This window comes from Sphaerisporangium sp. B11E5 (assembly GCF_039871875.1).
Classification (GTDB): Bacteria; Actinomycetota; Actinomycetes; order Streptosporangiales; family Streptosporangiaceae; genus Sphaerisporangium.
Map to the genome: position 1 here is coordinate 23,515 of NZ_JBDPMD010000055.1, position 26,298 is coordinate 49,812.

Annotated in this window: 26 protein-coding genes and 1 riboswitch; of the genes, 8 read left to right on the plus strand and 18 right to left on the minus strand. The window is 73.1% G+C overall.

Annotated elements, in window-relative coordinates; translation table 11 throughout:
* Positions 1-130: 130 nt before the first annotated feature.
* The 3 genes from thiE to ABGB17_RS33160 are packed head-to-tail and all read right to left on the minus strand — an operon-like array spanning position 131 to position 2,339.
* Entirely contained in the window at positions 131-769 is a 639-nt protein-coding gene (thiE, locus tag ABGB17_RS33150) for a thiamine phosphate synthase (RefSeq protein WP_347637233.1), read from the minus strand.
* Positions 747-1,121: an Rv2175c family DNA-binding protein gene (locus tag ABGB17_RS33155; protein ID WP_347637235.1), complete on the minus strand. Its 375-nt coding sequence runs from the start codon at positions 1,119-1,121 to the stop codon at positions 747-749. The genes thiE and ABGB17_RS33155 overlap by 23 nt, the downstream gene beginning before the upstream one ends.
* Positions 1,122-1,169: 48 nt before the next feature.
* Positions 1,170-2,339 carry an FAD-dependent oxidoreductase gene (locus tag ABGB17_RS33160; protein ID WP_347637237.1) on the minus strand — a complete coding sequence of 390 codons (1,170 nt, stop codon included), beginning with the start codon at positions 2,337-2,339 and terminating at the stop codon, positions 1,170-1,172.
* A 138-nt stretch (positions 2,340-2,477) separates the two neighbouring features.
* Positions 2,478-2,591, plus strand: a riboswitch (TPP riboswitch).
* On the opposite strand from ABGB17_RS33160, the gene thiO reads away from it, so the two are divergent.
* The 5 genes from thiO to ABGB17_RS33185 all read left to right on the plus strand — a co-directional run bounded on the left by thiO (position 2,587) and on the right by ABGB17_RS33185 (position 7,894).
* Positions 2,587-3,783, plus strand: coding sequence for a glycine oxidase ThiO (gene thiO, locus ABGB17_RS33165; RefSeq protein ID WP_347637239.1), 1,197 nt, complete (start codon positions 2,587-2,589; stop codon positions 3,781-3,783). It overlaps the preceding riboswitch by 5 nt.
* A 63-nt stretch (positions 3,784-3,846) precedes the next feature.
* On the plus strand, positions 3,847-4,047 hold the full coding sequence (gene thiS, locus ABGB17_RS33170; RefSeq protein WP_347637241.1) for a sulfur carrier protein ThiS: 201 nt from the start codon (positions 3,847-3,849) through the stop codon (positions 4,045-4,047).
* Positions 4,048-4,072: 25 nt separating this feature from the next.
* Positions 4,073-4,873 carry a thiazole synthase gene (locus ABGB17_RS33175; RefSeq protein ID WP_347637296.1) on the plus strand — a complete coding sequence of 267 codons (801 nt, stop codon included), beginning with the start codon at positions 4,073-4,075 and terminating at the stop codon, positions 4,871-4,873.
* 35 nt (positions 4,874-4,908) lie between these two features.
* A complete protein-coding gene (pknB, locus tag ABGB17_RS33180; RefSeq protein WP_347637243.1) occupies positions 4,909-6,885 on the plus strand; it encodes a Stk1 family PASTA domain-containing Ser/Thr kinase in 1,977 nt (658 codons plus the stop codon).
* An 82-nt stretch (positions 6,886-6,967) separates the two neighbouring features.
* Entirely contained in the window at positions 6,968-7,894 is a 927-nt protein-coding gene (locus tag ABGB17_RS33185) for a hypothetical protein (protein WP_347637245.1), read from the plus strand.
* Between the two features lie 63 nt (positions 7,895-7,957).
* Here the strand turns inward: ABGB17_RS33185 and alc are convergent, their stop codons facing one another.
* The 9 genes from alc to uraD are packed head-to-tail and all read right to left on the minus strand — an operon-like array spanning position 7,958 to position 15,930.
* Positions 7,958-8,929 carry an allantoicase gene (gene alc, locus ABGB17_RS33190; protein ID WP_347637247.1) on the minus strand — a complete coding sequence of 324 codons (972 nt, stop codon included), beginning with the start codon at positions 8,927-8,929 and terminating at the stop codon, positions 7,958-7,960.
* Positions 8,930-8,951: 22 nt separating this feature from the next.
* Entirely contained in the window at positions 8,952-10,250 is a 1,299-nt protein-coding gene (gene allB / locus ABGB17_RS33195) for an allantoinase AllB (RefSeq protein WP_347637249.1), read from the minus strand.
* A gap of 5 nt (positions 10,251-10,255) precedes the next feature.
* Positions 10,256-11,395, minus strand: a complete 1,140-nt coding sequence (locus tag ABGB17_RS33200; protein ID WP_347637251.1) for a glycerate kinase — start codon at positions 11,393-11,395, stop codon at positions 10,256-10,258.
* Between the two features lie 16 nt (positions 11,396-11,411).
* Positions 11,412-12,800 carry an 8-oxoguanine deaminase gene (locus ABGB17_RS33205; protein WP_347637253.1) on the minus strand — a complete coding sequence of 463 codons (1,389 nt, stop codon included), beginning with the start codon at positions 12,798-12,800 and terminating at the stop codon, positions 11,412-11,414.
* On the minus strand, positions 12,797-13,267 hold the full coding sequence (locus ABGB17_RS33210; protein ID WP_347637255.1) for a (2Fe-2S)-binding protein: 471 nt from the start codon (positions 13,265-13,267) through the stop codon (positions 12,797-12,799). The genes ABGB17_RS33205 and ABGB17_RS33210 overlap by 4 nt, the downstream gene beginning before the upstream one ends.
* Complete coding sequence (locus ABGB17_RS33215; RefSeq protein ID WP_347637257.1) at positions 13,258-14,133, minus strand: FAD binding domain-containing protein; 876 nt, start codon at positions 14,131-14,133, stop codon at positions 13,258-13,260. The genes ABGB17_RS33210 and ABGB17_RS33215 overlap by 10 nt, the downstream gene beginning before the upstream one ends.
* Positions 14,134-14,147: 14 nt before the next feature.
* On the minus strand, positions 14,148-15,017 hold the full coding sequence (gene pucL, locus ABGB17_RS33220) for a factor-independent urate hydroxylase (protein ID WP_347637259.1): 870 nt from the start codon (positions 15,015-15,017) through the stop codon (positions 14,148-14,150).
* 2 nt (positions 15,018-15,019) lie between these two features.
* The gene (gene uraH / locus ABGB17_RS33225) at positions 15,020-15,343 is read right to left on the minus strand and encodes a hydroxyisourate hydrolase (protein ID WP_347637261.1); all 324 of its coding nucleotides are present in this window, start codon (positions 15,341-15,343) and stop codon (positions 15,020-15,022) included.
* On the minus strand, positions 15,340-15,930 hold the full coding sequence (gene uraD, locus ABGB17_RS33230) for a 2-oxo-4-hydroxy-4-carboxy-5-ureidoimidazoline decarboxylase (RefSeq protein WP_347637263.1): 591 nt from the start codon (positions 15,928-15,930) through the stop codon (positions 15,340-15,342). Before uraD ends, uraH begins: the two co-directional genes overlap by 4 nt.
* A gap of 243 nt (positions 15,931-16,173) precedes the next feature.
* Between uraD and ABGB17_RS33235 the strand changes: the two genes are divergently transcribed.
* Positions 16,174-17,028, plus strand: a complete 855-nt coding sequence (locus ABGB17_RS33235; protein ID WP_347637265.1) for a deoxyribonuclease IV — start codon at positions 16,174-16,176, stop codon at positions 17,026-17,028.
* Between the two features lie 6 nt (positions 17,029-17,034).
* Here ABGB17_RS33235 and ABGB17_RS33240 read toward each other — a convergent pair whose 3' ends face one another.
* From ABGB17_RS33240 to ABGB17_RS33260, 5 genes are all read right to left on the minus strand, one after another.
* Positions 17,035-18,192 (minus strand): pyridoxal phosphate-dependent aminotransferase, encoded by a 1,158-nt coding sequence (locus tag ABGB17_RS33240; RefSeq protein ID WP_347637267.1) that lies wholly within the window; start codon positions 18,190-18,192, stop codon positions 17,035-17,037.
* A gap of 22 nt (positions 18,193-18,214) precedes the next feature.
* Positions 18,215-18,835 carry a PAS domain-containing protein gene (locus ABGB17_RS33245; RefSeq protein ID WP_347637269.1) on the minus strand — a complete coding sequence of 207 codons (621 nt, stop codon included), beginning with the start codon at positions 18,833-18,835 and terminating at the stop codon, positions 18,215-18,217.
* 949 nt (positions 18,836-19,784) lie between these two features.
* Entirely contained in the window at positions 19,785-20,546 is a 762-nt protein-coding gene (locus ABGB17_RS33250) for a LytTR family DNA-binding domain-containing protein (protein WP_347637271.1), read from the minus strand.
* 76 nt (positions 20,547-20,622) lie between these two features.
* On the minus strand, positions 20,623-21,801 hold the full coding sequence (locus ABGB17_RS33255; RefSeq protein WP_347637273.1) for a histidine kinase: 1,179 nt from the start codon (positions 21,799-21,801) through the stop codon (positions 20,623-20,625).
* A 44-nt stretch (positions 21,802-21,845) separates the two neighbouring features.
* Positions 21,846-22,454 (minus strand): molybdopterin-dependent oxidoreductase, encoded by a 609-nt coding sequence (locus tag ABGB17_RS33260; protein ID WP_347637275.1) that lies wholly within the window; start codon positions 22,452-22,454, stop codon positions 21,846-21,848.
* Between the two features lie 237 nt (positions 22,455-22,691).
* On the opposite strand from ABGB17_RS33260, the gene aroF reads away from it, so the two are divergent.
* Positions 22,692-23,726: a 3-deoxy-7-phosphoheptulonate synthase gene (gene aroF / locus ABGB17_RS33265; protein ID WP_347637277.1), complete on the plus strand. Its 1,035-nt coding sequence runs from the start codon at positions 22,692-22,694 to the stop codon at positions 23,724-23,726.
* Between the two features lie 129 nt (positions 23,727-23,855).
* Here the strand turns inward: aroF and thiI are convergent, their stop codons facing one another.
* A complete protein-coding gene (gene thiI / locus ABGB17_RS33270; protein WP_347637279.1) occupies positions 23,856-25,103 on the minus strand; it encodes a tRNA uracil 4-sulfurtransferase ThiI in 1,248 nt (415 codons plus the stop codon).
* Between the two features lie 278 nt (positions 25,104-25,381).
* Here thiI and ABGB17_RS33275 point away from each other — a divergent pair, with 278 nt between their 5' ends.
* Positions 25,382-26,227, plus strand: coding sequence for an MHYT domain-containing protein (locus tag ABGB17_RS33275; RefSeq protein WP_347637281.1), 846 nt, complete (start codon positions 25,382-25,384; stop codon positions 26,225-26,227).
* Positions 26,228-26,298: the final 71 nt, after the last annotated feature.

The window sequence follows — 26,298 nt, forward strand, 5'->3', positions numbered from 1 at the left end:
GCGGCACGACGAGATCACGGCACGACGAGATCACGGCACGGTGGGACACCCCGCCGCCCGGGACCCTCGTCCCTGGCACGGACGGCGGGCGAGGCGCCCGCCGCCGTTCCTCGGGCGGCCCGGCCGGCGTTCACCCCTCGCGCAGGCGGCGGGCGAACTCCTTGGCGGCGGCGGCCGGGTCGTCGGCCTCGGTGATGGCGCGCACGACCACCACGCGGGTGGCGCCACGGGACATGACCTCGTCGAGGTTGCCGAGGTCGATGCCGCCGATGGCGAACCACGGGCGATCGGTGCCGAGGGACACGGCGTGGTCGATCAGGCCGAGGCCGGGCGCGGGCCTGCCGGGCTTGGTCGGCGTGGGCCAGACCGGGCCGCAGCAGAAGTAGTCCACCCCGTCCTCCCGCGCCGCCGCCGACACCTCGCCGGCCGCGTGCGTGGAACGGCCGATGAGCATGTCCGGGCCGACGATCGCGCGCGCCACGGGAACCGGGAGATCGTCCTGGCCGAGATGGAGCACGTCCGGGCCGGCCGCGTACGCGACGTCGGCCCGGTCGTTCACCGCCAGCAGCGCCCCGTGCCGGTCGCAGGCCGCACGGAACACCTCCAGCAGCGCCAGCTCCTCGGCGGCCTCCAGGCCCTTCTCGCGGAGCTGCACGATGTCCACGCCCGCGCCGAGCACGGCGTCCAGGAAGGGTTCCAGGTCACCGCGCGCACGGCGCCCGTCGGTGCAGAGGTACAGCCTGGCGTCAGAAAGCGAGCGCCTGGGCACGCCTCTTCACCTCGGTATGCCGGCCCGCGACGATGGCGTCGATCGGCGCCCCCGGCAGGGACTCGTCGGCCGTGAACAGCCACCGCAGGGCCGCCACGTCGTCGTACCCCGCGTCCGACAGTACGGTCAGGGTGCCGGGGAGGCCCTTGACCACGTCGCCGCGGTGGAGGAACACCGCCGGGACCTCCGGCTCAGGCCCGCCGCGCCGGACCCCGATGAGCTTCTTGTCCTTCAGAAGCTGCTTGGCGCGCCCGGCGCTGAGCCCGAGCCGCTTGCCCACCTCGGTGAGAGGGAGCCATTCGCCCACTAGCTGGTCGGTTTCCCGGTCGATCTGTGCAACAGAAAGCGTCACGAATCCACAACTACCACGTCCCGGGACTCCGCAAACACCCCAGAGAGGTCATGTACAGTCGCGCAAGGGTGTCGCGGGGTTCCGCACACGATCCTCATCCAGTCTTTGCCCGCCCTCGATGAGACGGCGGCCCTGGAGCAGGTCGCGGGGAACGTCGACGGTGAGGATGGCCGCGAGCCTATCGTCGTCGGTCAGCCAGCACGCCGCCCACTTGGTGCCGGCCTCCGGGTCGCCGCGCAGCACCAGCCGCGCGCCCACGTGGTGCCCGGCGTACTGCAGCATGTGGTCGAACTGCTCGGACCAGAAGTAGGGCACCGGGTCGTACACGGCGGTGCCGCCGAGCATGGTCGCCACGGCGGTCTCCGGCGCGTGCAGCGCGGTGTCCCAGTGCTCCACCCGCAGGCGGCGGCCGAAGCGGCGCGACCACCAGCTGGCGCAGTCGCCGACCGCGACCACGCCCGGCATGGACGTGCGCAGGTGCTCGTCGACGACGATGCCGTTGTCCAGCTCGATGCCCGACCCGGCGAGCCACGCGACGCTGGGCCGCACGCCGATGCCGGTCACCACCACGTCGGCGGGGATCCACGAGCCGTCCATCATGGTCAGCCCGCCCGGGTCCACCGAGCCGACCATGGTGCCGAGCCGCAGGTCGATGCCCGCCTCGGCGTACCACGGCGCGGTGAACGCGCCGACCTCGCAGCCGAGGGCGGTGGCGAGCGGCGACGGCGCCGACTCGACGACCACGACCTCGCACCCGGCCTTGCGGGCGGCGGTGGCGACCTCGGCCCCGATCCACCCGGCGCCGACGATCACGACCCTGACGCCCTCGGTCATCAGCTCCCGGAGGGTGAGGGCGTCGTCGATGGTGCGCAGCACGTGCTGCGGGCCCTCGCCGCGCAGCCGCACCGGCGCCGCGCCGGTCGCGACGATCAACCCGTCGAACTCCAGCTCGCCCTCGGTCGTCTCCAGCGTGCCCTCGCGCAGCCCCTTGGCCGCGACACCGAGCCGCAGATCGACGTCCAGCGCGCCGAAGTCGGAGTCCACCAGCGTGGAGTCCAGATCTCCCTGCAGCACCGCCTTGGAAAGGGGAGGCCGATCATACGGCCGATGGGGCTCCTCCCCGATCAGGGTGATGCGCCCTTTGAATCCTCGGGCCCGTAGCGCCTCGACACTCCGCACACCGGCCAGCCCGGCGCCTACTACCGCGACATGATTCACAACCTGACCCTAAGCGGCCGGGCCGGTAACTTGCCAACGGCGATTTGGTAACAAATTGGCTCACTACCCGGTACGCGCGGTAATGAGACTACTCAACCAGGTGCGCATGCCGTAGGAGGGCAGGAATAGGCTAGTGTCGCAAGCACGCGCGGGAGTCCGGCGAGACCGGGCTGAGAGGAGGGCTCGTAGGCCCTCGACCGCCAGAGACCTGATCCGGATCATGCCGGCGAAGGGAGCGGGATCCTCCGTGAACGTGCCGCACGCGAACCGTGCCGCGGCGCCCCCTGTCACGCACCGGGCGGACGTCTGCGTGGCCGGAGGCGGCGTCATCGGGTTGTCCATCGCCTGGCGCGCCGCCGCGCTCGGCCTGTCCGTCGTCGTCGCCGACCCCTCTCCCGGGTCGGGCGCCACCCACGCGGCGGCGGGCATGCTCGCCCCGGTGAGCGAGGTGACCTACACCGAGGAGCCGCTGCTGCGGCTCGGCCTCGCGTCGCTGGCCCGGTGGCCCGCCTTCGCGGTCGAGCTCGGCGAGGAGTCCGGCGTGGACGTCGACCACCGGACGGACGGCACGCTGGCCGTGGCGTTCGACGCCGACGACCTCACGGCGCTCGGCGAGCTCGCGGACTTCATGGCGAAGCTGTCGCTGCCGGCGCAGCGGCTGACCGGCCGCGAGTGCCGCCGGCTGGAGCCCATGCTGGCCCCCGGGGTGCGCGGCGGCGTGCTCGCCGCCGAGGACGCCTGGGTGGACCCGCGCCGGGTCGCCGACGCCCTGCTGGCCGCCGCCGTGCGGCGCGGGGTGACGCTGGTGCGCGACCGGGTGACCGGGGTGATCGTCGAGAGCGACACGGCGACGGGTGTGCGGCTGGCGGGCGGCGGCACGGTGGCCGCGGGGCGGGTGGTGCTCGCCACCGGGGCCTGGTCGGGCGCGCTCGACGGGCTGCCGCCGGGGGTGCTGCCGCCGGTGCGGCCGGTCAAGGGGCAGATCATGCGGCTGCGCGGCGCGCCGGGGTTCCTCGGCCACTGCGTGCGCGGCGTGGTGCACGGTTCGTCCGCCTACCTCGTGCCCCGCGGGGACGGCGAGGTCGTGCTCGGCGCGTCCCAGGAGGAGATGGGGTTCGACACCCGCGTGACGGCGGGCGGGCTGTACGAGCTGCTGCGCGACGCCCGTGAGCTGGTGCCGGGGATCACCGAGCTGGAGGTCACCGACACCGTCGCCAGCCTGCGTCCCGGCACGCCGGACAACATCCCCGTGATCGGCCCGGCGTCCCTGCCCGGCCTGGTGCTGGCCACCGGGCACCACCGCGGCGGCGTGCTGCTGGCCCCGCTGACCGCCGAGTACGTGGCGGCGGAACTGGCGGGCGGGTGGCCGGGGGACGGCCCGCCGGTGGCGGAGATCTGCTCCCCCGCGCGGTTCGCCGGCCGGACCGCGCACCACCACTACTGACAGACGGCAAGGAGGATGGGGGCTTCCCCGGCCCTGCGGCCGGGACGTGTCCCGTAACGGCATATGAAGGTGACGATCAACGGCATGGCCCACGACCTCCCCGCCGGCACCACCGTCGGGCAGGCCGTGCGGGAGCTGACCGCCGCCCCGGGCGGCGTGGCGGTCGCGCTGAACGACGAGGTGGTACGGCGCGGCGACTGGGAGTCGACCGCGCTCGGCGAGAACGACCGGGTCGAGGTGCTGACGGCGGTGCAAGGTGGCTGACCCGACGACCCCCACGGAGATCCCCATGGACACCCGCATGGACGCGGCGCCGGACGACGCGCTGGAACTCGGCGGGGAGAAGTTCCGCTCCCGCCTCATCATGGGCACCGGCGGCGCGCCGTCCCTGGACGTGCTGGACGACGCGCTGGTGGCGTCCGGCACCGAGATCACCACGGTGGCCATGCGCCGCCTGGACCCCGCGGCCCAGGGGTCGGTGCTGGACGTGCTGCACCGGCGCGGCATCAAGGTGCTGCCCAACACCGCGGGGTGCTTCACCGCCGGGGAGGCGGTGCTCACCGCGCGGCTGGCCCGCGAGGCGCTCGGGACCTCCTGGGTCAAGCTGGAGGTCATCAACGACGAGCGCACGCTGCTGCCCGACCCCATCGAGACGTTCGACGCCGCCGAGCGGCTCGTCGCGGACGGCTTCACCGTGCTGCCGTACATCGGGGACGACCCGGCGCTGGCCCGGCGGCTGGAGCAGGCCGGGTGCGCGGCCGTCATGCCGCTCGGCTCCCCCATCGGCTCGGGCCTCGGCATCCGCAACCCGCACAACATCGAGCTCATCGTCGAGTCGGCGGGCGTGCCGGTGATCCTGGACGCGGGCGTCGGCACCGCGAGCGACGCGGCCCTGGCGATGGAGCTCGGCTGCGACGCGGTGCTGCTCGCCACCGCCGTCACCCGGGCGCGGCGGCCGGCGCTGATGGCGGCCGCCATGCGGGACGCCGTCGTCGCGGGCCGCATGGCGCGCCTCGCGGGCAGGATCCCGCGCCGCCGGTACGCTGAGGCGTCCTCGCCGGCGATCGCGCCGGCGACGAAGGATCGCTGAGCTGGGACGGGGAAACATGTCGGCATCGGTTTGGGATGAGCCCGCTCTGCGCCTGGCAAACCGCCCGTAAACTCGCTCCTGTGGACACGACGGTTGCGGACCCCCTCGTAGGGCGAGTGCTGGACGGGCGCTACCGCGTTGAGTCCCGGGTCGCCCGGGGTGGCATGGCTACGGTCTACCTGGCGCTGGACGTCCGGCTCGACCGCACGGTGGCCCTGAAGGTCATGCACCGGACCCTGGCCGAGGACCCCGACTTCGTGCGGCGGTTCATCGGCGAGGCCAAGTCCGTGGCCAGCCTGTCGCACCCCAACGTCGTGCACGTCTTCGACCAGGGCACCGACGGCGACCACGTGTACCTGTCGATGGAGTACGTGCCGGGCAGCACGCTGCGCGACGTGCTGCGCCGACGCACCCGGCTGCCCGCCCGCGAGGCGCTGGAGATCATGATCCCGGTGCTGGCGGCGCTCGGCGCGGCCCACCAGGCCGGCATGGTGCACCGCGACGTCAAGCCCGAGAACGTCCTGATCACCGACGACGGCCGGGTCAAGGTGGTGGACTTCGGGCTGGCCCGCGCCAAGATCTTCGAGGGCGGCAGCCATCAGACCCGCACCGGCGTCATGATCGGCACCATCGCGTACATGTCGCCCGAGCAGGTCACCGCCGGGCAGGCCGACGCGCGCAGCGACGTCTACGCGGCCGGGGTGATGCTGTACGAGCTGCTCACCGGGCGGCAGCCGTACGAGGGCGAGAACCCCATGTCGGTGGCGTACCGCCACGTCCACGACCGGGTGCCCGCCCCGTCGGCGCTGGTGCCCGGCACGCCGCCGCGGCTGGACACCCTGGTGCTGGCCGCCACCGACCGTGACCCCGCCCGGCGCCCGCCCGACGCCACCGCCATGCTGGTCGCCGCCGTGGACGCCCACCGCACGCTCCCCCCCGACGCGGCCCCCACGGCCCGCCACGCCGCCGTCCCCGCCGGTGCCTCAGGTCCCGCCGCGAGCCCCATGCCCGCCCCGCCGGCCAACCCGACGCTGATCCACCCCGCCGCCGACCTGCTGACCGCGCCCCCCTCGCGCCCCGGGCGCGCGGCGCCCCGCCGGCCGCGCGTCAACTGGTTCCTCGTCGCGCTGGCCCTGGTCATGGTCGGCGCCGTCGTCGGCACCGGCTGGTGGTTCTCGGAAGGCCGCTACGACAAGGTGCCCGACCTGGTCGGCATGAACCTCGCGGTGGCCAAGGCCGAGGCCGGCAAGGCCGGTTTCGAGGTCAGGGTCGGCCCCGCCGAGCACGACAGCAAACTCGGCGAGGGCAAGATCCTGCGCACCGACCCCGGCGCGGGCAAGGAGGTGCTGAGCGGCTCCGCCATCACCCTCATCCCGTCCTCGGGCCCCGTCAAGATCGCCGTCCCCAACGTCGTCAACCTCACCGAGGCCGAGGCCCGCGCCAAGATCTCCGAAGCCGGCCTCACCGCAGGCTCCGTCAGCAAGGTCCCGAGCGACACCGTCCAACGTGGCCTGGTCCTGCGCACCAGCCCCCAGGTCGGCACCAAGGTCAGAGAAGGCGGCAAGGTCCAGCTCGTGCTCAGCGCCGGCCAGCTCATGCCCGACGTCAGCGAGATGCAGTGCGACCAGGCAGCCGAGTTCCTCCGCCAGAAGGGCTTCGCCCCCAACGTCGTCCAGCAGGTCGACGACGCCCAGCCCGGCACCGTCATCGCCCAGAACCCCGCCCCCCGCGCCGAGGTCACCACAGGCCAGCCCGTCCAGCTCACCTGCAGCAAGGGCCCCGACACCGGCTTCCGCTGGCCCTGGGAACGCGACGGCAACATCCAGCCCGGCCAGAACCTCGTCCCCATCCCCGACGTCCGCTTCAAGAGCGTCCCCGACGCCACCCGCGAACTCCGCACCGCCGGCTTCCAGGTCAAGGTCCGCCGCCTCGCCGGCGGCTCCGGCACCGTCATAGCCGAGAACCCCCTCGGCCAGGCCCCGGCCGGCACCCGCATCACCATCTGGCACTGACCCCGGCCGGGCCACCGCGGCGACGGTAAAGAAGAACACGAAGGCCGGTCACGTAATGTGCTCGGCCGGTAGCTTCTCGTGCATGCCCTCCGTCGTGCATGACACTCTCAACTCCCTGTTCCGCAACCGGCCCCAGCTCGCCGTAGAGCTCCTCCGGGACCAGCTCGGCGTCCCCCTGCCGCACGGCACCCTGGCGCATGTGGCCACGAGCGATTTCAACGACCGTCCCTCCCGGGACTGCCAGGCCGACACCGTGATCGTCGTAGGCCCATGGCAGGAGCCGGTCCACGGCATCGTCGTGGAGATCCAGCAGGACGTCGACGATTCCAAACGGCGCAGCCTGGCCAGGTACGCGGCCGCCCTGTGGTTGCGAATGGACTGCCCCGTCACCGTCCTGGTGATCTGCAACGACCGGAAGGTCGCGACGTGGGCGGCCGAGCCGATACCGACCACGCTCCCGGGTTACGTCCTCACCGTCGAGGTGTTCGGACCCGCCACCACTCCGATGATCACGGATCCCGCGCAAGCCGAGGCCAATCCCGAACTGGCCGCCATATCGGTGATGGTGCACGGGGAGCACCGCGACGTCGCCACCGCGTTCATCGGCGCGCTGGAGAAAGTCGACCCCGAACACGCTCCGTATTACTATGAATACGCACACCGTCTGGCCTCGCAGCCTGCACGGCGCATCCTGGAGGAGATCATGTCGTCTACCGCCTGGCCCGTCTACAGTCCGTTCGCCCGGGAGCACTACGGCAAGGGGCACGCCGACGGCCGCAAGGAAGGCCGAGCCGAAGGACGGGCCGAAGGACGAGCCGAAGGACGGGCCGAAGGAGAGTTCGCAGGGGAGGCCAAAGCCTTGCTGACCATCCTCCACGCTCACGGCATTCCGGTTCCGGACGAGATCAGGGAGCGCGTCATGGCGTGCACCGACCTCGATCAGTTCGATGCATGGATACGGAGTGCCGTTTCCGCGACCGCACTTGATGAGGTTTTCGACACCGACTGACGATCGAACGGCGTCCGGTGGACACTGCGCCCTCGGCTGGGGGCTCGTCCACCGGGCGCCGGATCAGGTTCCGGGGGTGCCGTGGAGGCGGAGGCGGGCGAGGCCGCCGTCGGGGTAGATGTCCAGGCGGACGTGGGTGGCCGGCTGGGTGGCGGGGATACGGAGATGGTGGCGGGTGTCGGGCTGGAGGCGGGTTCTGGGGAGCAGGGGGAACCACTGGGCGTCGTCCACGGGGGCGCGGGGGGGGAGGTGGGTGGCGGTCAGGCTCGCGGCGGCGGGGGCGTTGTAGACGAGGTTGGTGGTGTCCAGTTCGGCGAGGTGGATGGTGCCGGGGAGGCCGAGGCGGACGATGAGCCAGTCGTTGGCGTCGTCGCGGCGGCGGGCCGTCTCCCAGCCTTCGGCCTGGTGGCGGGCGAGGCCGGGGGCGAGGACGTTCGACGGGGATGAGTAGAAGTCGTTGGAGCAGGCGATGACCAGGCCGCCGTTCTCCAGGGCGGCGAGGTCGGTGGTGAGGCCCTCGTGGCGGGTGGGGTCGGGGATGACCTCGCCGTGGGCGCGGAGGCGGGCGACGCCGCCGTCGGGGTGGATGTTGAGTCTCAGGTGGGTGACTCTGGCGGGGTGGTTCACGGCGAACTCGTGGGTGGTGTCGCCGGTCAGGGGGGTTCTCGGGACGATCTCGGTCCAGGGGGCGTCCTGGAGTTCTTCGGGTGAGGGGTAGCCGTCGGCGGTGCAGGCTTCCACCGAGGCGGTGGCGGGGTGGTTGCCGGTGAACCAGGCGGTGTCGATGACGATGCCGCGGACGATGCCGGGCAGGCCCAGGCGGATGACGGCCCAGTCGTGGCCGGGGGTGCGGCGGCGGCGGGTCTCCCAGCCGTCGTAGACCTGGCCGCGGAAGCCGAAGGTGTGGGGCTGGAAGACGGGGACGCTCGGGAGGATCAGGGCCTGGCGTTCGGCGAAGGACTCGTCGCTGGCGGCGACGACGGAGCCTCCGTACGCGCGGGACGCGAGGTCGGGCAGCCGGCTGACGTCGCTCACGGGCGGTCCTTGGACGGGTGGGTCACAGGAGCTCTCCAAACGGCTGGGCGTCGTCGGTCACGGGACGGCCGCGCAGCCAGGTGGCGCGGACCACCCCGGCCAGGGTGCGGCCGTGGTAGGCGGTGATCGGGTTGCGGTGCCGCAGGTGGGCGGCGTCGACGGTGAAGGCGGCGGTGTCGTCGAAGGCGGTGAGGTCGGCGTCCTTGCCGACGGCGACGGCCCCCTTGGCGGTGAGCCCGGCGAGGGCGGCCGTGCGCGCCGACATCCATTCCACGACGCGGGTCAGGGGATGGCCGCGGTCCCTGGCCTCGGTCCAGACGGCGGGCAGGCCGAGCTGCAGGGACGAGATGCCGCCCCAGGCCGCGGCGAAGTCGGGGACCTTCAGGTCGGGGGTGGAGGGTGAGTGGTCGGACACGACGCAGTCGAGCACGCCCGAGGCGAGGCCGTCCCACAGCGCGTCACGGTTGCCGCGGTCCCGGATCGGGGGGCAGCACTTGAACTCGGGGCCGCGCACCTGGTCGGCGGTGAGGGTGAGGTAGTGGGGGCAGGTCTCCGCGGTGATCCGCACACCGTCCCGCTTGGCGGCGTCGAGGGGCTCCAGGCACGAGGCGGAGGAGACGTGGAGGATGTGGACGCGGGCGCCGGTGTCCCGGGCGGCGGCGATCACCTTCTCCACGGCGCGGCGTTCCGACTCGCCCGGGCGGGAGCCGAGGAACTCGGGGTAGCCGGGGCCCTGGGGCTCGGTGAGCAGCGCCGGGTCCTCGGCGTGCACCACCATGAGGCCGTCGAACGCCGCGACCTCGGTGAGCGCGGCCCGCAGCCCGGCCTCGTCCAGCGGGGGGAACTCGTCCACGCCGGACGGCGACAGGAAACACTTGAACCCGTACACGCCGGCCTCGTGCAGGGGACGCAGCGCGGCGGCGTTGCCGGGGATCGCGCCGCCCCAGAAGCCGACGTCCACCGCGCACTGCCCGGCGGCGGCCGCGCGTTTCACGGCGAGGGCGGCGGTGTCCACCGTGGGCGGGAGGGAGTTCAGCGGCATGTCCACGATGGTGGTGACGCCCCCGGCGGCGGCCGCGCGGGTGGCGGTGGCGAAGCCCTCCCATTCGGTGCGGCCGGGCTCGTTGACGTGCACGTGGGTGTCGACGAGGCCGGGCAGCAGCGCGGTGTCCCCGAGGTCTGCCTGCACGGCCGCGGCCGGCGGGTCGTCGTAGGGGGTCAGCGCGGTGATCGTCCCGTTCCGCACGGCCACCGCCAGCGGGCGCTCGCCCTCCGGGGTCACGACCCGGCGGGACCGTACGACCAGCTCGAACCCGCTCACCGGCGTCACTCCCCGTCGAACAGGGCCGGCCACCGGGTGGCGATGTCGGCGGCCAGCCGTTCCATCAGCGGGCCCGCCTCGGTCATGAGGCGGTCCTCGTCCTTCTCGATGTCGGTGAGGGCGAACGCCCGCCGGATGCCGGCGCCGTGGAGCTGCCCGGCGGTCAGGGTGGTGCGGCCGCAGACGGCGATGACCGGCACGCCGCGCGCGGACGCCGCGGCGGCGACCCCGGCGGGGGCCTTGCCGTGGAGGGTCTGCTCGTCGAGTGCGCCCTCGCCGGTGACGACCAGCGCGGCGCCGGGCAGGCGGGCGGCGAAGCCGAGGAGGTCGAGCAGGAGATCGATGCCCGAGGCCGGGGTGGCGCCGAGGAACGCCATGGCGGCGAAGCCGGTCCCGCCGGCGGCGCCCGCGCCGTGGGCGTCCCGCACGCGGACGCCGAGGTCGCGCTCCACGATGCCGGCGAACCGGGCCAGGCCCTCCTCAAGTCGTGCCACGTCCTGTGGCCGCGCGCCCTTCTGGGGGCCGTAGACGGCGGCGGCGCCGTGCGGGCCGAGGAGCGGGTTGTCCACGTCGCTGGCCAGCGTGAAGGTGACGCCCTCGGGGCGGGTGAACTTCGTCAGGTCCAGGGCGTGGAGGCCGGCGAGGGCGGCCCCGCCGGGCGGCAGGTCGTGCCCGCGGGCGTCCAGCAGGCGGACGCCGAGGGCACGCACCATGCCCGCGCCGCCGTCGGTGCAGGCGCTCCCGCCGAGGCCGATCACCACCCGGCGCGCCCCCTGGGCGAGGGCCGCCGCGATCATGTCGCCGGTGCCCCGGCTGGTGGCGGTGAGCGCCGCGAGCCGTCCACCGGGCAGCCGCCGCAGGCCCGACGCCTCGGCCAGCTCGACGATCGCGACGCCGTCCCGCAGGCCGTACGCGGCGCGCACGGGGTCGCCGAGCGGCCCGGTGGCCATGGTCTCCATGCGGGTGAACCCGGCCGCCACGGCGGCGTCCACCGTGCCGTCCCCGCCGTCGGCCACCGGCACGGTGACCACGGGCAGCTCCGGCCGTACGGCCCTGAACCCGGCCGCGACCCGCTCCGCCACCTGGACGGCGGTCAGCGAACCCTTGAACTTGTCGGCCGCGACCACCACGTGTCCCGAGCTCAAGCACCCCTCCCGGAGGTCATCGGTGGACTTCCTGAGCCACTGTATGACCTTGGGCCGCGGCCAGTTCCAGCAGGCGGCGGTGGGCACGGACACCGGCGGCGGCCGCCTCGTCGTGGGGGACGGTGCGCAGCTCGCCCGCCTCGACGACGGTCCTGCCCGCCACCATGACGCGGGCGACGGGCGGGGGCGGGCCGAAGACGAGGGCGCAGACGGGGTCGTCCACGGCGGAGCGGAAGCCGTCCACGCGCCACAGGACCACGTCGGCCTGCTTGCCGGGTTCCAGCGACCCCAGGTCGTCGGCGCGGCCGAGGCAGCGGGCGCCGCCGAGGGTGGCCATCTCCAGGGACTGGCGGGCGGTGAGGGCGGCGGGGCCGTAGCGGGCGCGCTGGAACAGCAGGGCCTGGCGCATCTCGCCGGAGAGCGCGGTGAGCTCGCTGGAGGCGCTGCCGTCGACGCCCAGGCCGACGATCGCGCCGGCGCGCAGCAGCTCGGAGACGCGGGCGATGCCGGCGCCGAGGCGGCCGTTGGAGGAGGGGCAGTGCGCGGTGCCGGTGCCGGTCTCGGCGAAGCGGGTGATGTCGCGGTCGCGCAGGTGGACGGCGTGGGCGACCCACACGTCGGGGCCGAGCCAGCCGAGCTTCTCCATGTAGTCGACCGGGGCGCAGCCCATCTGCGCGCGGCAGTGCTCCTCCTCGTCGAGGGTCTCGCACAGGTGGGTGTGCAGGCGCACCCCCTTGTCACGGGCCAGGGCGGCGGCCTCGGTCATCAGGCGGCCGGTGACGGAGAACGGCGAGCACGGCGCGACCGCGACGCGCACCATCGAGCCGGGCGAGGGGTCGTGGTAGGTGTCGACGGCCTCGGCGGTGGCGTCGAGGATCTCCTCCAGGGTCTCCACCACCTCGTCCGGCGGCAGGCCGCCGTCGGAGACCCCGCGGTCCATGGAGCCCCGGCACGGATGGAAACGCACCCCGATGTCGCGGGCCGCCTCGATCTCGGCGGCGAACAGATCGCCCCGGCCCTTGGGGAACACGTAGTGGTGGTCGGTGGTCGTGGTGCACCCGGACAGCGCGAGCCAGCCGAGCCCTGCAGTGGCGGCGCCCTTGACCACCTCGGCGTCCATGGCGGCCCACACCTGGTACAGCGCGGTGAGCCACTCGAACAGCGTGGCGTCCTGGGCGACGCCCTGGGTGGCCCACTGGTACAGGTGGTGGTGGGTGTTGACCAGGCCGGGGGTGGCCAGGCAACCGGTGCCGTCGACGCGTTCGGCGCCGGGGACGTCCGGCGCCGGCCCGGGGCCGAGCGCGGCGACGCGGCCGTCCTCGATGTGGAGGTACCCGCGGGCGATCTCGGGCCCCACGACGGGGGCGATCGCGACGTTCTCCACGACGGTCGCGCGGGCCGTCATCGGGCCGCCTTGCGGGCGGCGGCGAGCCGTACGGCGTCCAGGATCTTCTCGTAGCCGGTGCAGCGGCACAGGTTGCCCGCCAGCGCCTCCCTGATCTCCGGGTCGGACGGCTCGGGCACCCGTTCCAGCAGGTCGTGCGCCTGGACGATGAGGCCCGGTGTGCAGAAGCCGCACTGCACGGCGCCGCACTCGACGAACGCCTCCTGCAGCGGGTCGAGCCGGTCGCCGTCCGCGAGCCCCTCGACGGTGCGCACCTCGCGGCCCTCGACCTGCCCGGCGGCCACCAGGCACGCGCACACCGGCAGGCCGTCGAGGTACACCGTGCAGGACCCGCACTCCCCCTGCTCGCAGGCGTTCTTGGACCCCGGCAGGCCGACCCGCTCGCGCAGCACGTACAGCAGGCTCTCCCCCTCCCACACGTCGTCGGCCGTCTCGGCGCGCCCGTTGACGGTGAAGTTCACGCGCATGACGCCACCCTCTCCCGGTAGTCGTTCCACGCCCAGCCGAGCGTCCTTCGAGCCATCACCGCCACGGCGTGGCGGCGGTAGGCGGCGGTGCCGCGCACGTCGTCGATCGGAGAGGCCGCCTCGGCGGCCAGCTCGCCGAACCTCGCGAGCAGCGGTTCGCCGAGCGGCGCGGCGCCGTCCCAGTCCAGCTCGGCGGCGAGGAAGTCCTCGGCGGCGCGGGCGCGGCGCGGGGTGGGGGCGGCCGAGCCGAGGCCGGTGCCGGCGCGCCGCTCGTGGGGGTGCAGCGCCACGGCGAACGAGCACACGGCGATGACCATGGCGTTGCGGGTGCCGACCTTGGAGAAGTACTGGGGCCCGGTTGCCGGGCTCATCCAGAACGCCCTGATCAGCTCGTCGGGACGCAGGGCGCTGCGTTTGACGCCGACGTAGAACTGCTCGGCCGGGATCATCCGCACGCCCCCGGCCGCCGACTCGACCTCCACGACGGCGTCCCCGGCGAGCAGCGGCGGGTGGCTGTCCCCGGCCGGCGAGGCGGCGCCGAGGTTGCCGCCGACCGACCCCCGGTTGCGGATCTGCGGCGAGCCGACCGTGCGGGACGCCTGGGCCAGGCCCGGCAGCCGGTCCCCGAGTTCGGTGATGATCCGCGCGTACGGCACGCCGGCGCCCACCCGCAGCCGGCCGTCCGCGGCCACCTCCCAGTCGCGCAGGCAGGCGACGTACCCGAGGTCCAGCAGCGCGGCCGGGCGGCGCATGTCGAAGTTGATCTCGACCATGACGTCGGTGCCGCCCTGGACGGGCACCGCCTCGGGAGTGGCGGCCTTGGCGGCCAGGGCCTCCTCCCAGGTGGCGGGGCGCAGGAACTCCATGCTTCCGATCCTCCTCAGTCCCACGCCGCGCCGGGATCCGGGGCGTCGTCGTGCCGCACGGTGCCCTCGATCAGGCCGTACGGGCGGTCCGCCGCGAAGTACACCTCGTTGTCGTTGTCCAGGCCGAAGGGGGTGAGGTCGACGAGGAAATGGTGCTTGTTGGGGAGGGCCAGGCGGACCTCGCAGATCTCCGCGCGGCTGGTGAGGACCCGGGAGCCCATGGCGTACAGCGTCTGCTGCAGGGAGAGGCTGTGCGTGCCGGCGAACGCCTCCACCAGGCAGCGCCGCACCTCTTCAAAGGATTTTCCGAAATCATAGGATCCGGTGGCGGACGGGTGGTGTCGCCACCCGGCGGTGACGGCGGTGGCGAGGACACGGTCGGTGGCCGGCTGGAGCGTCGTGTAGCGGTCCTCGGCGAAGCCGTGGAACTCCGAACCCGTGGTGTTGAGCAGCACCAGGTCGCGCAGGCCCGAGACCACGCTGGTGGTGCCGTCCTCGTCGTGGTGCACGACACAGGTGCGCACCTCGGCGGCGGCGCGGGCGAACGAGTGGGGGCCCTGGCGTTCCCAGACGTACTCCTCGATCGCCACCCGGGCGTGGTGCACGGCCGGCTGGGACCCGGTGAAGTGGCGGGCGAGCAGCAGGGCGAAGTCCTCGATCTGGCCGATGCCGTGCTCGCGGGCGAAGGCGTAGACGGTGTTCTTCTGCGAGTCGGTGGGCAGCACCGCGGAGTTGTCACCGGTCAGGTGGACGGCGGCCATGTCGCCTGACAGGGCGACACCGACGTTGCAGTCCTTCAGGTGGTGGACGTCGCCGTCCCGGGTGACGCGGACGACGCGGGTCTCCGCCTTGCCGTAGCGGTTGGCGCCGAGGACGACGGTCACGGCTAGCTCCCCCGGTAGGTCGAGTAGGCGAACGGGCTGAGCAGCAGCGGCACGTGGAGGTGCGCCGCGGGGTCGGCCACGGTGAACGTGACGACCACCTCGGGGTAGAACGTCTCCACGCCGAGGCGGGCGAAGTACGCGCCGGTGCCGAAGACCAGGCGGTACGTGCCCGCACCGGGCTCGCCGTCCGGCAGCCAGTCGCGCAGGCGCCCGTCCTGGTCGGTGGTCCCGGTGCCGACGGTGCGGCCGTCCCGTTCCAGCCGGACGGTCACTCCCTCGGCGGGGCGGCCGCGGGTGGCGTCCAGGACGTGCGTGGACAGGCTCATCGGGCCTCCCCGGTACGGCCAGCGTCCCCCGCGGCGCGCTGCACGCCGCGGGGGGCGCCGCCGGGTCCGGTGCCCAGCAGCTTGCCGACCCTCAGCCGGGTGATCCTGGCCAGTTCCTCGCGCACCACGGCGCGCTCGGTCTCCTCGTCGTTGCCGAGGCGGGCGGTCAGGCGGGCGAGCATCTCCTCGGCGGACAGGCCGGTGGCGCAGATCAGGTAGACGTGGCCGAACCGCCGCTCGTAGGCGGCGTTGCCGTCCGCCAGGCCGGCCAGGACCCGCGCGTCCGCGCCGTCGGTGCCGGACTGCTCGCGGCGGGACCAGGCCGACTCGCGGTCCGTCCCGGGCTTCCGTTCGCCGATGCGGGGGTGGGCGGCCAGGGCCTCCAGGACGTCCGGCCAGGTCAGGGCGCGTACGGTGGCGGCGGCCGTGTCCGCCAGGTCGTCCGCCGACGCGTACGGCCTCGCCGCCGCCACACGGTCCGCGAACGCCGCGGAGGCGCAGCAGGCGAGCAGCTCACGCCTGGCCTCGGGGGCGGGCAGGGCGTTGAGCGCGGCCAGGCCGGCGGGCGCCGGTGTGACGTGCGGCATGACAGCCAGTAGATCGCCTGGCCGGGCGGCGGGTCCAGCGGCGATAGCTCCCAAGCGGGCCAACGCATCGTCAGGACTTTTCGTGTCATGCTCCAAGAGGACCTCGCCCCGCGTCCTGCGGCGGGCCGGGCGCTGCCCTAAGCTGGAGGGCATCTGACCTGCGCCTGGAGTCCGCACACGCGGTCAAGGCGCCCGCTGACACGAAGGAGACGGCACGCCGGTCCTCGGCGGTCCCAGCACGCGATGACCCCTACCTCACTCATCGGCGGCCACGTGTTCGTGTCCGGCGGCCTCGCCACGGGCGGCCTGAAGTACGCCGCCGAGATCCACGCCGAGGTCGTCCAGGTGTTCGTGACCAACCCCCGCGGCTGGGCCCTGAACGACGGCAACCCCGCCGAGGACGCCGCCCTGCGCGATTCCGGCATCCCCGTCTTCATCCACACGTCCTACATGGTCAACGTGGGCTCCCCCGACCCCGCGATCCTGGAGAAGTCCGCCGCGTCCATCCGCCACGCGCTGCGCCGCGGCACCGAGCTGGGCGCCCGCGGCGTCGTCGTCCACACCGGCTCGGCCGTCACCCAGCCCCGCGAGGCGGCCCTGCGCGGCCTGCGCGAACATCTCCTGCCCCTGCTGGACGAGATCCCCGGGACCGGCCCCGACCTGCTCCTGGAACCCATGGCGGGCCAGGGCAACATGCTCTGCGCCGCCGTCCCGGACCTGGCCCCCTATCTGGACGCCCTGGACTTCCATCCCCGCGCCGGCATCTGCCTCGACACCTGCCACGCCTTCGCCGCCGGCCACGACCTCTCCACCGAGGCCGGCGTCACGCAGACCCTGGACGCCCTGCACGCCATCGCCCCCGGCCGCCTCAAACTCGTCCACGCCAACGACTCCAAGTTCCCGCTCGGCTCCAAGCGGGACCACCACGAGAACATCGGCACCGGCCACATCGGCCAGGACGCCTTCGCCACCCTGATGCGCCACCCCGCCGCCGCGGGCGTCCCTCTGTGCATCGAGACCCCCGGCAAGGGCGAACGCCACCGCCAGGACATCGAACTGCTCAAACGACTCCGCGACGCCCCCGCCCCCGGAGCCTGAGACACCTCAGACGCGGGACGTGCGGCGGCGGCTGGTGAGGAAGTCGTCGAAGGCGGCCAGGGCTGGGGCGGGGTCGCGGCGGCCGACGCCGATGCGGAAGCGGTCGGGAGGGACGGTCGCGAGCGCGGAGGTGTAGATGCTCGCGGGGAGCACCACGACTCCGGCCGTCTCCACCAGGTCGCGGCAGAACGTCTCCACGCCGTCCTCACCGAGGTAGCGGGGGAAGGCGACACAGCCGCCCTCAGGGGGTGCCCACTCGAACAGGTCCTCATGGGACGCGAAGAAGTCCGCGAAGACCGGCAGGTTCTCGGCGATGATCCCCCGGTTGCGGGCCTGGATCCGCTCCCCCGCGCCGAGGGCCACCGCGGCGAGGAACTCGCTCGGCGCCGCGCCGCAGATGGACGTGTAGTGCTTGTGCCGCTCCAGCGTCTCCAGCAGGGCGTGGTCATGGCTGGCGACCCACCCGACCCGCAGGCCCGGCATGCCGTACGACTTGGACATCACGTTGATCGACACCGCCGTGGGCGACAGGTCGGCCGCATGCGGCAACATGCGCCCCCGGTCGTTCTCCAGGCCCCGGTAGACCTCGTCCGACACCAGCCGGATCCCCCGCTCCTCACACAACTCCACCAGCGCCCGCCACGTCTCGTGGTCGGGCACGGCCCCGGTGGGGTTGTTCGGGAAGTTGACCGCCACCGCCCGGGTCGACGGCCGCACCGCCGCCCGGACCGCCTCCACGTCCAGCCGCCACCCGTCGGCCGCGTCCAGCGGGACCCCGGTGACCTCGGCCCCGGAGGTCAGCGGCACCGTCTCCATCGACTGGTAGTTCGGCACCGTCATGATCACATGGTCCCCGGGGCCGGCGAGCACCTGCATGACCCAGAAGATCGCCTCCTCCGCCCCCGCGAAGGCGAGCACGTCCTGCGGCCCGCACGTCCCGTACGTCGCCGCGACCGCCTCCCGCAGCCGCCCCGTCCCCCACGTCTCGGTGTAACCCAGCGGCAGCTCGAGGAACGCCCGCCGGTCCTCCTCCGTCCCGAGCTCCAGCAACTCCGCGACGGTGAGCGTCTCCGCGTCCGACGCCGTCAGGTGGTACCGCGCGGCGAACTCCCACCGCGACAGGTAGGTCTCCAGCCGGAACTCCGGCATCCGCGTGTACGTCACGGCCGGGCCCTTCCCTCGATGATCACGAACGGGTCTCCTTCAGGAGGGCGTACACGGTGGCCCGCGACACCCCGAGCGCCTCGGCGGCCAGATCGGCCGCCCGCCGCACGGCGAACAGCCCTTCCCCGTCGAGCCGCGCGATCAGCTCCCGCCGCGCCTCCCGATCGAGCCGGTCCCGCCGGACTCCCCGTTCCCGGCAGAACTCGTGCACCCGCAACGCGATCTGCTCACGCCAGTCCTTGTCCGTCAGCCCGCCCGGCCGTTCCACCCGCGCCGCCAGCAGCGTCCCCGCCAGCGCCGCGATCTGATCCAGTCCCGACCGATCGAAGTTCACGCAGAGCAGCCCCCGCGGCTTCCCCGCCTCGTCACTCAGCACCGCGCTCACCGAGGTGCACCTGCGCCCATCCGGCAGCACCTTCTCGTACGGCCCGATGACCCGCCCCGCCGAAGGGTCCTCGGGCAACTCCTCGATCAGCGAGTCGTCCCCCACCCGCCGCCCCGAGAGAGGGTTCCACAGCGCCACGATCCGCTCCGTCCCCAGATCATGCACCGCCACCTCCCCCTGCGGCGCCAGCAACACCGCCACCGCCTCACACACCGGCACGAACGGCTCCCACCAGGGCGGACCCTCATCCCGCAGCACGCTGGACAGATTATCCAACCATTAGACCATCCGTCTACCTGCGCCCGGCCGGGACCTGAATCGACTCAGGGAGCCCAAGATCACCAATGCTGGAGCGGCGGAGAGGTCCCTGCTCTCGGGCGTCGGGCGGGGTGTTCGCTGACGCGATCCGGCCGCCCCCCTAAAGGGCCGGATCGTGTGAGAGGCCTCGCGGCCGGTCGGCGAACACCCCGCCTCGCCGAGGCCACCCGGCCCTACCCCCCGGTCAGGGCCCGGTGGCCTCTGGCGGTCGCCGGGTGCGCGGGTGCGCGGCACCATGTGGCGGCCACCATCGGAACTGCGTGACCAGGGCTGCGTTGGGCCTGGTCACACAGTGTGGCTCTTCGACGCGCACGACATTACGTTGGGTCATCAGGCCGCGTGAGCCCGTTGGAAGCCCGCTCGCTCAACGGTCAGTAGTCAGCGGTATACGGAGCGCTCAAGCGCGACGAGCGGCGCCCCGCGGACGACGAGCGGCGTGCCGGGGGCTCGCACGGAGCCCGTTTCGGTGGCCACCGCCGCACTCCCGCCCCGTTCCAGGCATGAACGCAGCGCACACCGGTCGCCAGGGACGAACGGCGGCCACTTGAGGATGAACGGGACACCCCAGCCACCCACCCGTTCCCCCTGGGCGAACGGCAACGACAGGAACGAGACGACGGCCCGCCCACCTCGGCCACCGTACGAGGCGCCGGATTCACCACACACCGTCCCGCCGACGCGGCGCCGAAAGGGCCCACAGAGGGAGCGGAACGTGGAGTCGAGGCGCCGGGCCTCCCACCCTCACCGCCGCACGACGACGCCGAACTCGCCGTACACCACCCCACCGGCGCGGCGCCCGGCGTGGAGGCGGGGGCGCCGGGCCCCATCTCCGCCGCCGCGCGACGGTGCTGGAACCGCACTTCGGCGGGCCGGCGGCGTGGCGGTGGGATCAGGGGTGGGGGCCGGGAGTGGGGAGGGGGCGGGCTTGGCGGACTAGTTGTTCTCTTACGTGGCGGGTGTGGCGGCGGCTTACTTTTAGGGTGGTTTCGCCTACTTTTAGGAGGGCTCGGCCTTCTTCGAAGCGCATTTCTGTCACGTGGCGGGCGGAGACCAGGGTGCTGCGGTGGACGCGGATGAAGCCCAGGGGGGCCCAGCGGCGTTCCAGGGCGGCCAGGGACATGCGGACCAGGTGGGTGCCTTCGGCGGTGTGGAGGCGGACGTAGTCGCCGCTGGCTTCGGCGTAGCTCACGGCGTGCTGGGGGATGAAGCTGGTGCGGCCGCTCAGTTCTACGGGGATCACGTCTTCGGTGCCGGCGTCTCCGGTGGCCGAGCCGTAGGTGGCCAGCTCCAGGCGGCGTACGGCTTCGGCGAGGCGGTCGGGGCGCAGGGGCTTCAGCAGGTAGTCGACGGCTTCCAGCTCGAAGGCCTGGACGGCGCGGTCGTCGTGGGCGGTGACGAACACCAGCTTGGGGGGGACGGGGAACGCGCCGATGAGGCGGGCGAGGTCCAGGCCGTCGAGGCCGGGCATGCGGATGTCGAGGAAGACGCAGTCGAGCCGCTCGCCGGCGCCGATCATCGCCACCATGTCCTGCAGGGCGGCGACGCCGTCGGTGGCGGTGAGCACCTGCTCGACACGGCTGTCCTGCCGCAGCAGGTAGGCGAGCTCCGACAGCGCGTGTTCCTCGTCGTCAACTGCCAGCACACGGAGCATGGACCTACGCTGCCGCCCGGACCACCCGCCGGGCAAGACCTGTCACGACATTGTGTGGTTGCCTGACGACACTGAGTTATGGTCGCGGGTGCCGCTTGGGCAGCCGCATCCGCACCGTCGTGCCCTCGCCTGGCGCGGTGTCGATGGCGAGGCCGTAGTCCTGGCCGTAGATCTGCCGCAGCCGCACGTCGACGTTGGCCAGCCCGATGCCGCTGTCCCCGAGCGGCGGCTCACCGTCCAGCAGGTCACGCACACGGGCCGGCTCCATGCCGGCGCCGTCGTCCTCGACGGTGATGTGCACCTCGTCCCCGGCGTCGCGCACCACCACGCTGACCTCCCCGGCGCCGCCGCCGTGGCGGATGCCATGGGTGATGGCGTTCTCCACCAGCGGTTGCAGGCACAGGAACGGCACGGGGACGGGCAGCACCTCGCGCACCACGTCCACGACGTACCGCAGCTTGCTGCCGAACCTGGCGCGTTCCAGCAGCAGGTAGCGGTCCACACAGGTCAGTTCGTCGGACAGGGTGGTGAAGTCGCCGGCGCGGCGCAGCGCGTGCCGGGCGAACTCGGCGAAGTCCAGCAGCAGCTCGCGGGCCCTGGCGGGCTCGGTGCGGGTGAACGAGGCGATGGTGGCGAGCGAGTTGCACACGAAGTGCGGCGAGATCTGTGCCCGCAGCGCCCGCGTCTCGGCGGCGAGGGCGCGGCGCCGGGTGGCGTCCAGCTCGGCCAGCTCCAGTTGCCCGGACGCCCACCGGCCGAGCTCGGTGGCGGCCCGCACCAGCCCCGCCTCGACCTGCGGGTGGTACGCGGCCAGCGCCCCGATCACCCGCCCGCCGACGGTGAGCGGCACCACGACGGCGCTGCGCACCGCGCAGTCGTCGGCCTCGCAGAACAGGTCGTCCCCGGCCACCAGGTGGGGCCGCCCGCCCGCGAGCACCCCGGAGACGTGCCCGAGCAGGTCGCGCACACACTCCTCCCCCATGGGCTCCCAGGCGCCGTCCCAGGCGAGGAGCTGGTCGGTGGAGGTGACGGCCAGCGCGGACGTCCCGGCGAGGGCGCGCAGGTGGCGTACGGCCCGGCGGGCCGACTCGCGGGTGAGCCCGGCCCGCAGGTACGGCGCGGCCATCGCGGCGACGTGCAGGGTGGCGTGGGCGGCGGCCGGGTCGTCGCCGCCGCGCCCGCGACCGCGGCGGCCGAGCACGTACCCGACGGCGCCGGTCGCGACGCACAGCAGCAGCCATCCGCTATCCAGCATGCGGGAAACCGTAATGGGTGACGGCCCGTGATCGGGCGCGAACGCTACGCGGGGCCCTCCCCGGGCTCCTCCTGGTAGGAGTAGCGCTGCTCGCGCCAGGGGTCGCCGACGTTGTGGTACCCGCGGTCCTCCCAGAACCCGCGCCGGTCCTCGGTCAGGTACTCCACCGCGCGCACCCATTTCACGCTCTTCCACGCGTACAGGTGGGGGACGACGATCCGCACCGGGTGGCCCCGCTCGGGCGTGAGCGGCTTCTCGTCCAGTTCCAGCGCGAAAAGAGTGGTGTCGCGGTCGAAATCCGCCATGCGCAGGTTGGCGCTGTAGCCGTACTCGCCCCAGATCATGACGTGGCGGACCCCCGGCCCGGGGGGCACCGCGGCGAGCAGCGCGCCGGCGGGCACGCCACCCCACTCGTTGCCCATCAGGGAGAACTTGGTGACGCAGTGGAAGTCGGCGAGCACCGTGGCGCGGGACAGGGAGGAGAACTCGGGCCAGGTGAACCGGGTCTCCTCGCCGGAGGCGGTGGCGCCGAACACCGAGAAACTCCAGGTTTCCGGACGAAACCTCGGAACCCGCCCATAGTGGACGACCGGTCGGCCACGCGGGACATACTGCCCGGGGGGCAGTCGGTCTTCCTCGGTAGGGTCCGGCACGCAGTCATCCTCCCATCGCGTCCCCGGCCGCGCGGCATCGGCACCCGGGCGGGCGTGTACGTGCGGGTCTGCGCTAGACTCGATCACGATGCGTACAGTGTTCGAGTTTTGGTATGGCGACGGACCCGTGGAGTGGACCGTTCGCCGTCAGACGCTGCGCTGACCGGTAAACGTCACAAAGGCCCCGGGTCCGTCTTGGACCCGGGGCCTTTTTTCGTGCAGAAAGGGATGAGATCCATGGTCATCGTCATGGCCCCGGAGGCTACTCAGGACGACGTCGACGCGATCGTCGGCGTCGTCGCCACGGCGGGCGGCAGCGCGTTCGTCAGCCGCGGCGTGAGCCGTACGATCATCGGCCTGGTCGGGGACGTCGCGCATCTCGGCGCGCTCGACCTCGGGGGCATGAGCGGTGTGGCCGACGTCATGCGCATCACCGCGCCGTACAAGCTGGTCAGCAGGGAGAACCATCCGGACCGGACGACCGTGCGGGTGGGCGGGGTGCCGATCGGGCCGGACACGGTGACCCTGATCGCGGGGCCGTGCGCGGTGGAGACGCCGGACCAGACGCTGGAGGCGGCGCTGATGGCCAAGGCCGCCGGCGCGACCCTGCTGCGCGGCGGCGCCTACAAGCCCCGCACCTCTCCCTACGCCTTCCAAGGCCTGGGCGAGGCAGGCCTGCGCATCCTGGCCGACGTCCGCACCGAGACCGGCCTGCCCATCGTCACCGAGGTCGTCGCCGCCGACGACGTCGACACCGTCGCCGAACACGCCGACATGCTCCAGATCGGCACCCGCAACATGCAGAACTTCCCCCTGCTCCAAGCCGTCGGCGCCGCCGGCCGCCCCGTCATGCTCAAACGCGGCATGAGCGCCACCATCGAAGAATGGCTCATGGCCGCCGAATACATCGCCCAGCGCGGCAACCTCGACATCGTCCTGTGCGAACGCGGCATCCGCACCTTCGAGACCGCCACCCGCAACACCCTCGACATCTCCGCCGTCCCCGTCGTCCAACGCCTCTCCCACCTCCCCGTCATCGTCGACCCCTCCCACTCCGGCGGCCGCCGCGACCTCGTGCTGCCGCTGACCCGGGCGGCGGTGGCCGTCGGCGCGGACGGGGTGATCATCGACGTGCACCCGCGCCCCGAGCAGGCGTTGTGCGACGGCCCGCAGGCCTTGGTGGACGGCGACCTGGACACCTTGGCCGGCATCATGCGGGACCTGCCGCCCCTGGTGGGCCGGGCCGCCGCCGCGGCGCTCACCCCGGCGTGACGCGGCGGCCGGGGTCTCCCCGCCGAGGCCCCGGCCACGCGGACGGGCCGGTCACCGCCGGGGAGCCCGGCCGCGCGATACGCCCGTGCCGCCGGGGAGCCCGGCCGCGCGATACACCGAGGACCCGGCCTACGCGGAGCGTGCGTCCCCGGCGGCCTTGGCGTCCGCGGGGCCGAGCTTGTACTCCTGGATGGAGTCGGCGAGCCGCGTGGCGAGTTCCTCGGCGTCCAGCCGCTTCTCGATCTGACGCAGGTCGGCGATCTTGGCGCGGGTCTCCGCGCGGCGCGGGGTGAGCAGGGTGCAGCAGTCCTCGTCGGGCAGCTCGGAGATCTCCAGGGTGCCGATGCGCCGGGCCTCGGCCATGATCTCGGTCTTGTCCATGCCGATCAGCGGGCGCAGGATCGGCATGGACACCGCGTCGTCCAGCGCGGTGAGGTTCTGCAGGGTCTGCGAGGACACCTGGCCGAGCGAGTCGCCGGTGACCAGCACGTCGCGGTGCAGCCGGTGGGCGACCTCCTCGGCCGTCTTGAGCATCAGCCGGCGCTGCGCCACCACCTGCAGACGGTCCGCCCCGGAGGTCTTCAGGGACTGCTGCGCCTTGCCGAACGGCACCACGAACAGCCGCGCCCGGCCCTGGAACCTGCTCAGCGCCCGCATCAGCGCGTACGCCTTGTAGATCGACTCGGAGGTGGTGAACGGGATGCCGGAGAAGTGCAGGAAGTCGACCTGCAGGCCGCGGCGCAGCATGCGGTAGGCCGCCACCGGGGAGTCGATGCCGCCGGACATCAGCACGAGGCCCCGGCCGCTGGTGCCCACCGGCAGGCCGCCCTGACCGGGCATGCCGTCGGTGAAGACGAACACCTCGTCCCTGTCGACCTCGATGTGCACGGTCAGCTCGGGGTCCTTCAGGCGCACCGGCAGGCCGTACTTGTCGTTGATCTCGCCGCCCACCATGCGGTCGAGCTCGTTGGAGCGCAGCGGGAAGCGCTTGTCGCGGCGGCGCGAGCGCACGGCGAACGTGGCGCGTCGCTCGACCTCGGGACGGCCCGCCACCAGTTCGAGCGCGGCGGCGGTGACGGCGTCGGGGTCCTTGGCGACCCGCCAGGCCCGGTGGACCCAGACGAGCCCGATGACGTCGGTGAGCCGGCGGGCGACGGCGCCGGCGGTCTCGACCGAGGTGCCTTCCGGCAGCAGGATCGCGATCACGCCGTGCCGCTGGCGCAGGTCGAACGGCACGCCGAACTCCTTCAGCGCGGCCCTGATGTTGCTCTGCAGGCGCCGCTCGAACGTCTCGCGGTTCTTCCCCTTGAGCACGACCTCACCGAGCTTCAGCAGCACGCAGGGGTCGCCCAGAGCAGACGGGGGCACGACGGACATGGGGGCCTCCGGGCGGGTGGTCAGAGTGGGGCACCGTTGCCAGGTCGGAGGATCGTCCCGGCGGGCACCCTTCAATTTATCCCGGATGACGAGCACTCCGGCCCCCTTCCGGCCTGCTTCCGAGCGGGGGACACTTCCGTTCCCTGACAGTTTCGGTCAGGTCTACTACCGTGTCCCACACCACCGAATACTTACTGTCACGTCCCTGACAACGGCATTCGTTCTGATACACCCAGCTAACACGAACCATGTTCGCGTTTTCCGCAAGGAGCGCACGCTTGTCGCACATCGACCACTTCTCCCACGGCGCGGTCATCCCCGTGCTGTCCTACGCCATGTCCGTGATCGGCTCACTGCTCGGCCTGCTGCTCGCCTCCCGCGCCCGGGTGACGGAGGGCGCGGCGCGGGTGCGCTGGCTGATCGCGGCGGCGCTGGCGATCGGCGGCACCGGCATCTGGGTGATGCACTTCATCGCGATGATCGGTTTCTCGGTCCCGGGCACGCCGATCCGCTACGACGTACCGCTCACCATCGTCTCGGCACTGGTCGCGGTGGTCATCGTGGGCGTCGGGCTGCTGCTGGCGGCCCGCGGCGGCGAACGCCCGCTTCCCCTCGCCGGCGCCGGCCTGGTCACCGGGCTCGGCGTCGCCGCGATGCACTACCTCGGCATGGCGGCCATCCGCATGCCCGCCGACCTGCACTACGCCCCGGTGACCGTCACCGCGTCGGTGGCCATCGCCGTGGTCGCCGCGACCGCGGCGCTGTGGTTCACCCTGCGGGTCGAGGGCCTGGTCGCCACCACGGCGGCCGCCCTGATCATGGGGGTGGCGGTGTGCGGCATGCACTACACCGGCATGTTCTCCCTCAGCGCCACGCCGTGGCCGTCCGGCACGGCCGAGTCGCTCGGCGGGGCGCCCGCGCTGAGCTTCCTGCTGCCGCTGCTCATCGGCATCAGCCTGGTGACGCTCGGCCTGCTGCTCGTCGTCACGCTGATGCCCTCACAGCGGGAGATCGAGAACGAGGCGGCCCTGCTGGCGTCCATCGAGCGGCGCCGTGCCGGGATCGTTCCAGCCGAGACGCCGCGCAGCCCGTCGCTGTTCGACTCCGGCGGCCCCGTCCGCTGACAAGGCTCATCGCAGCACGGCGACGGCCCCGGCGGTCTGAACACCGCCGGGGCCGTCGTCTCGTCGCGTCG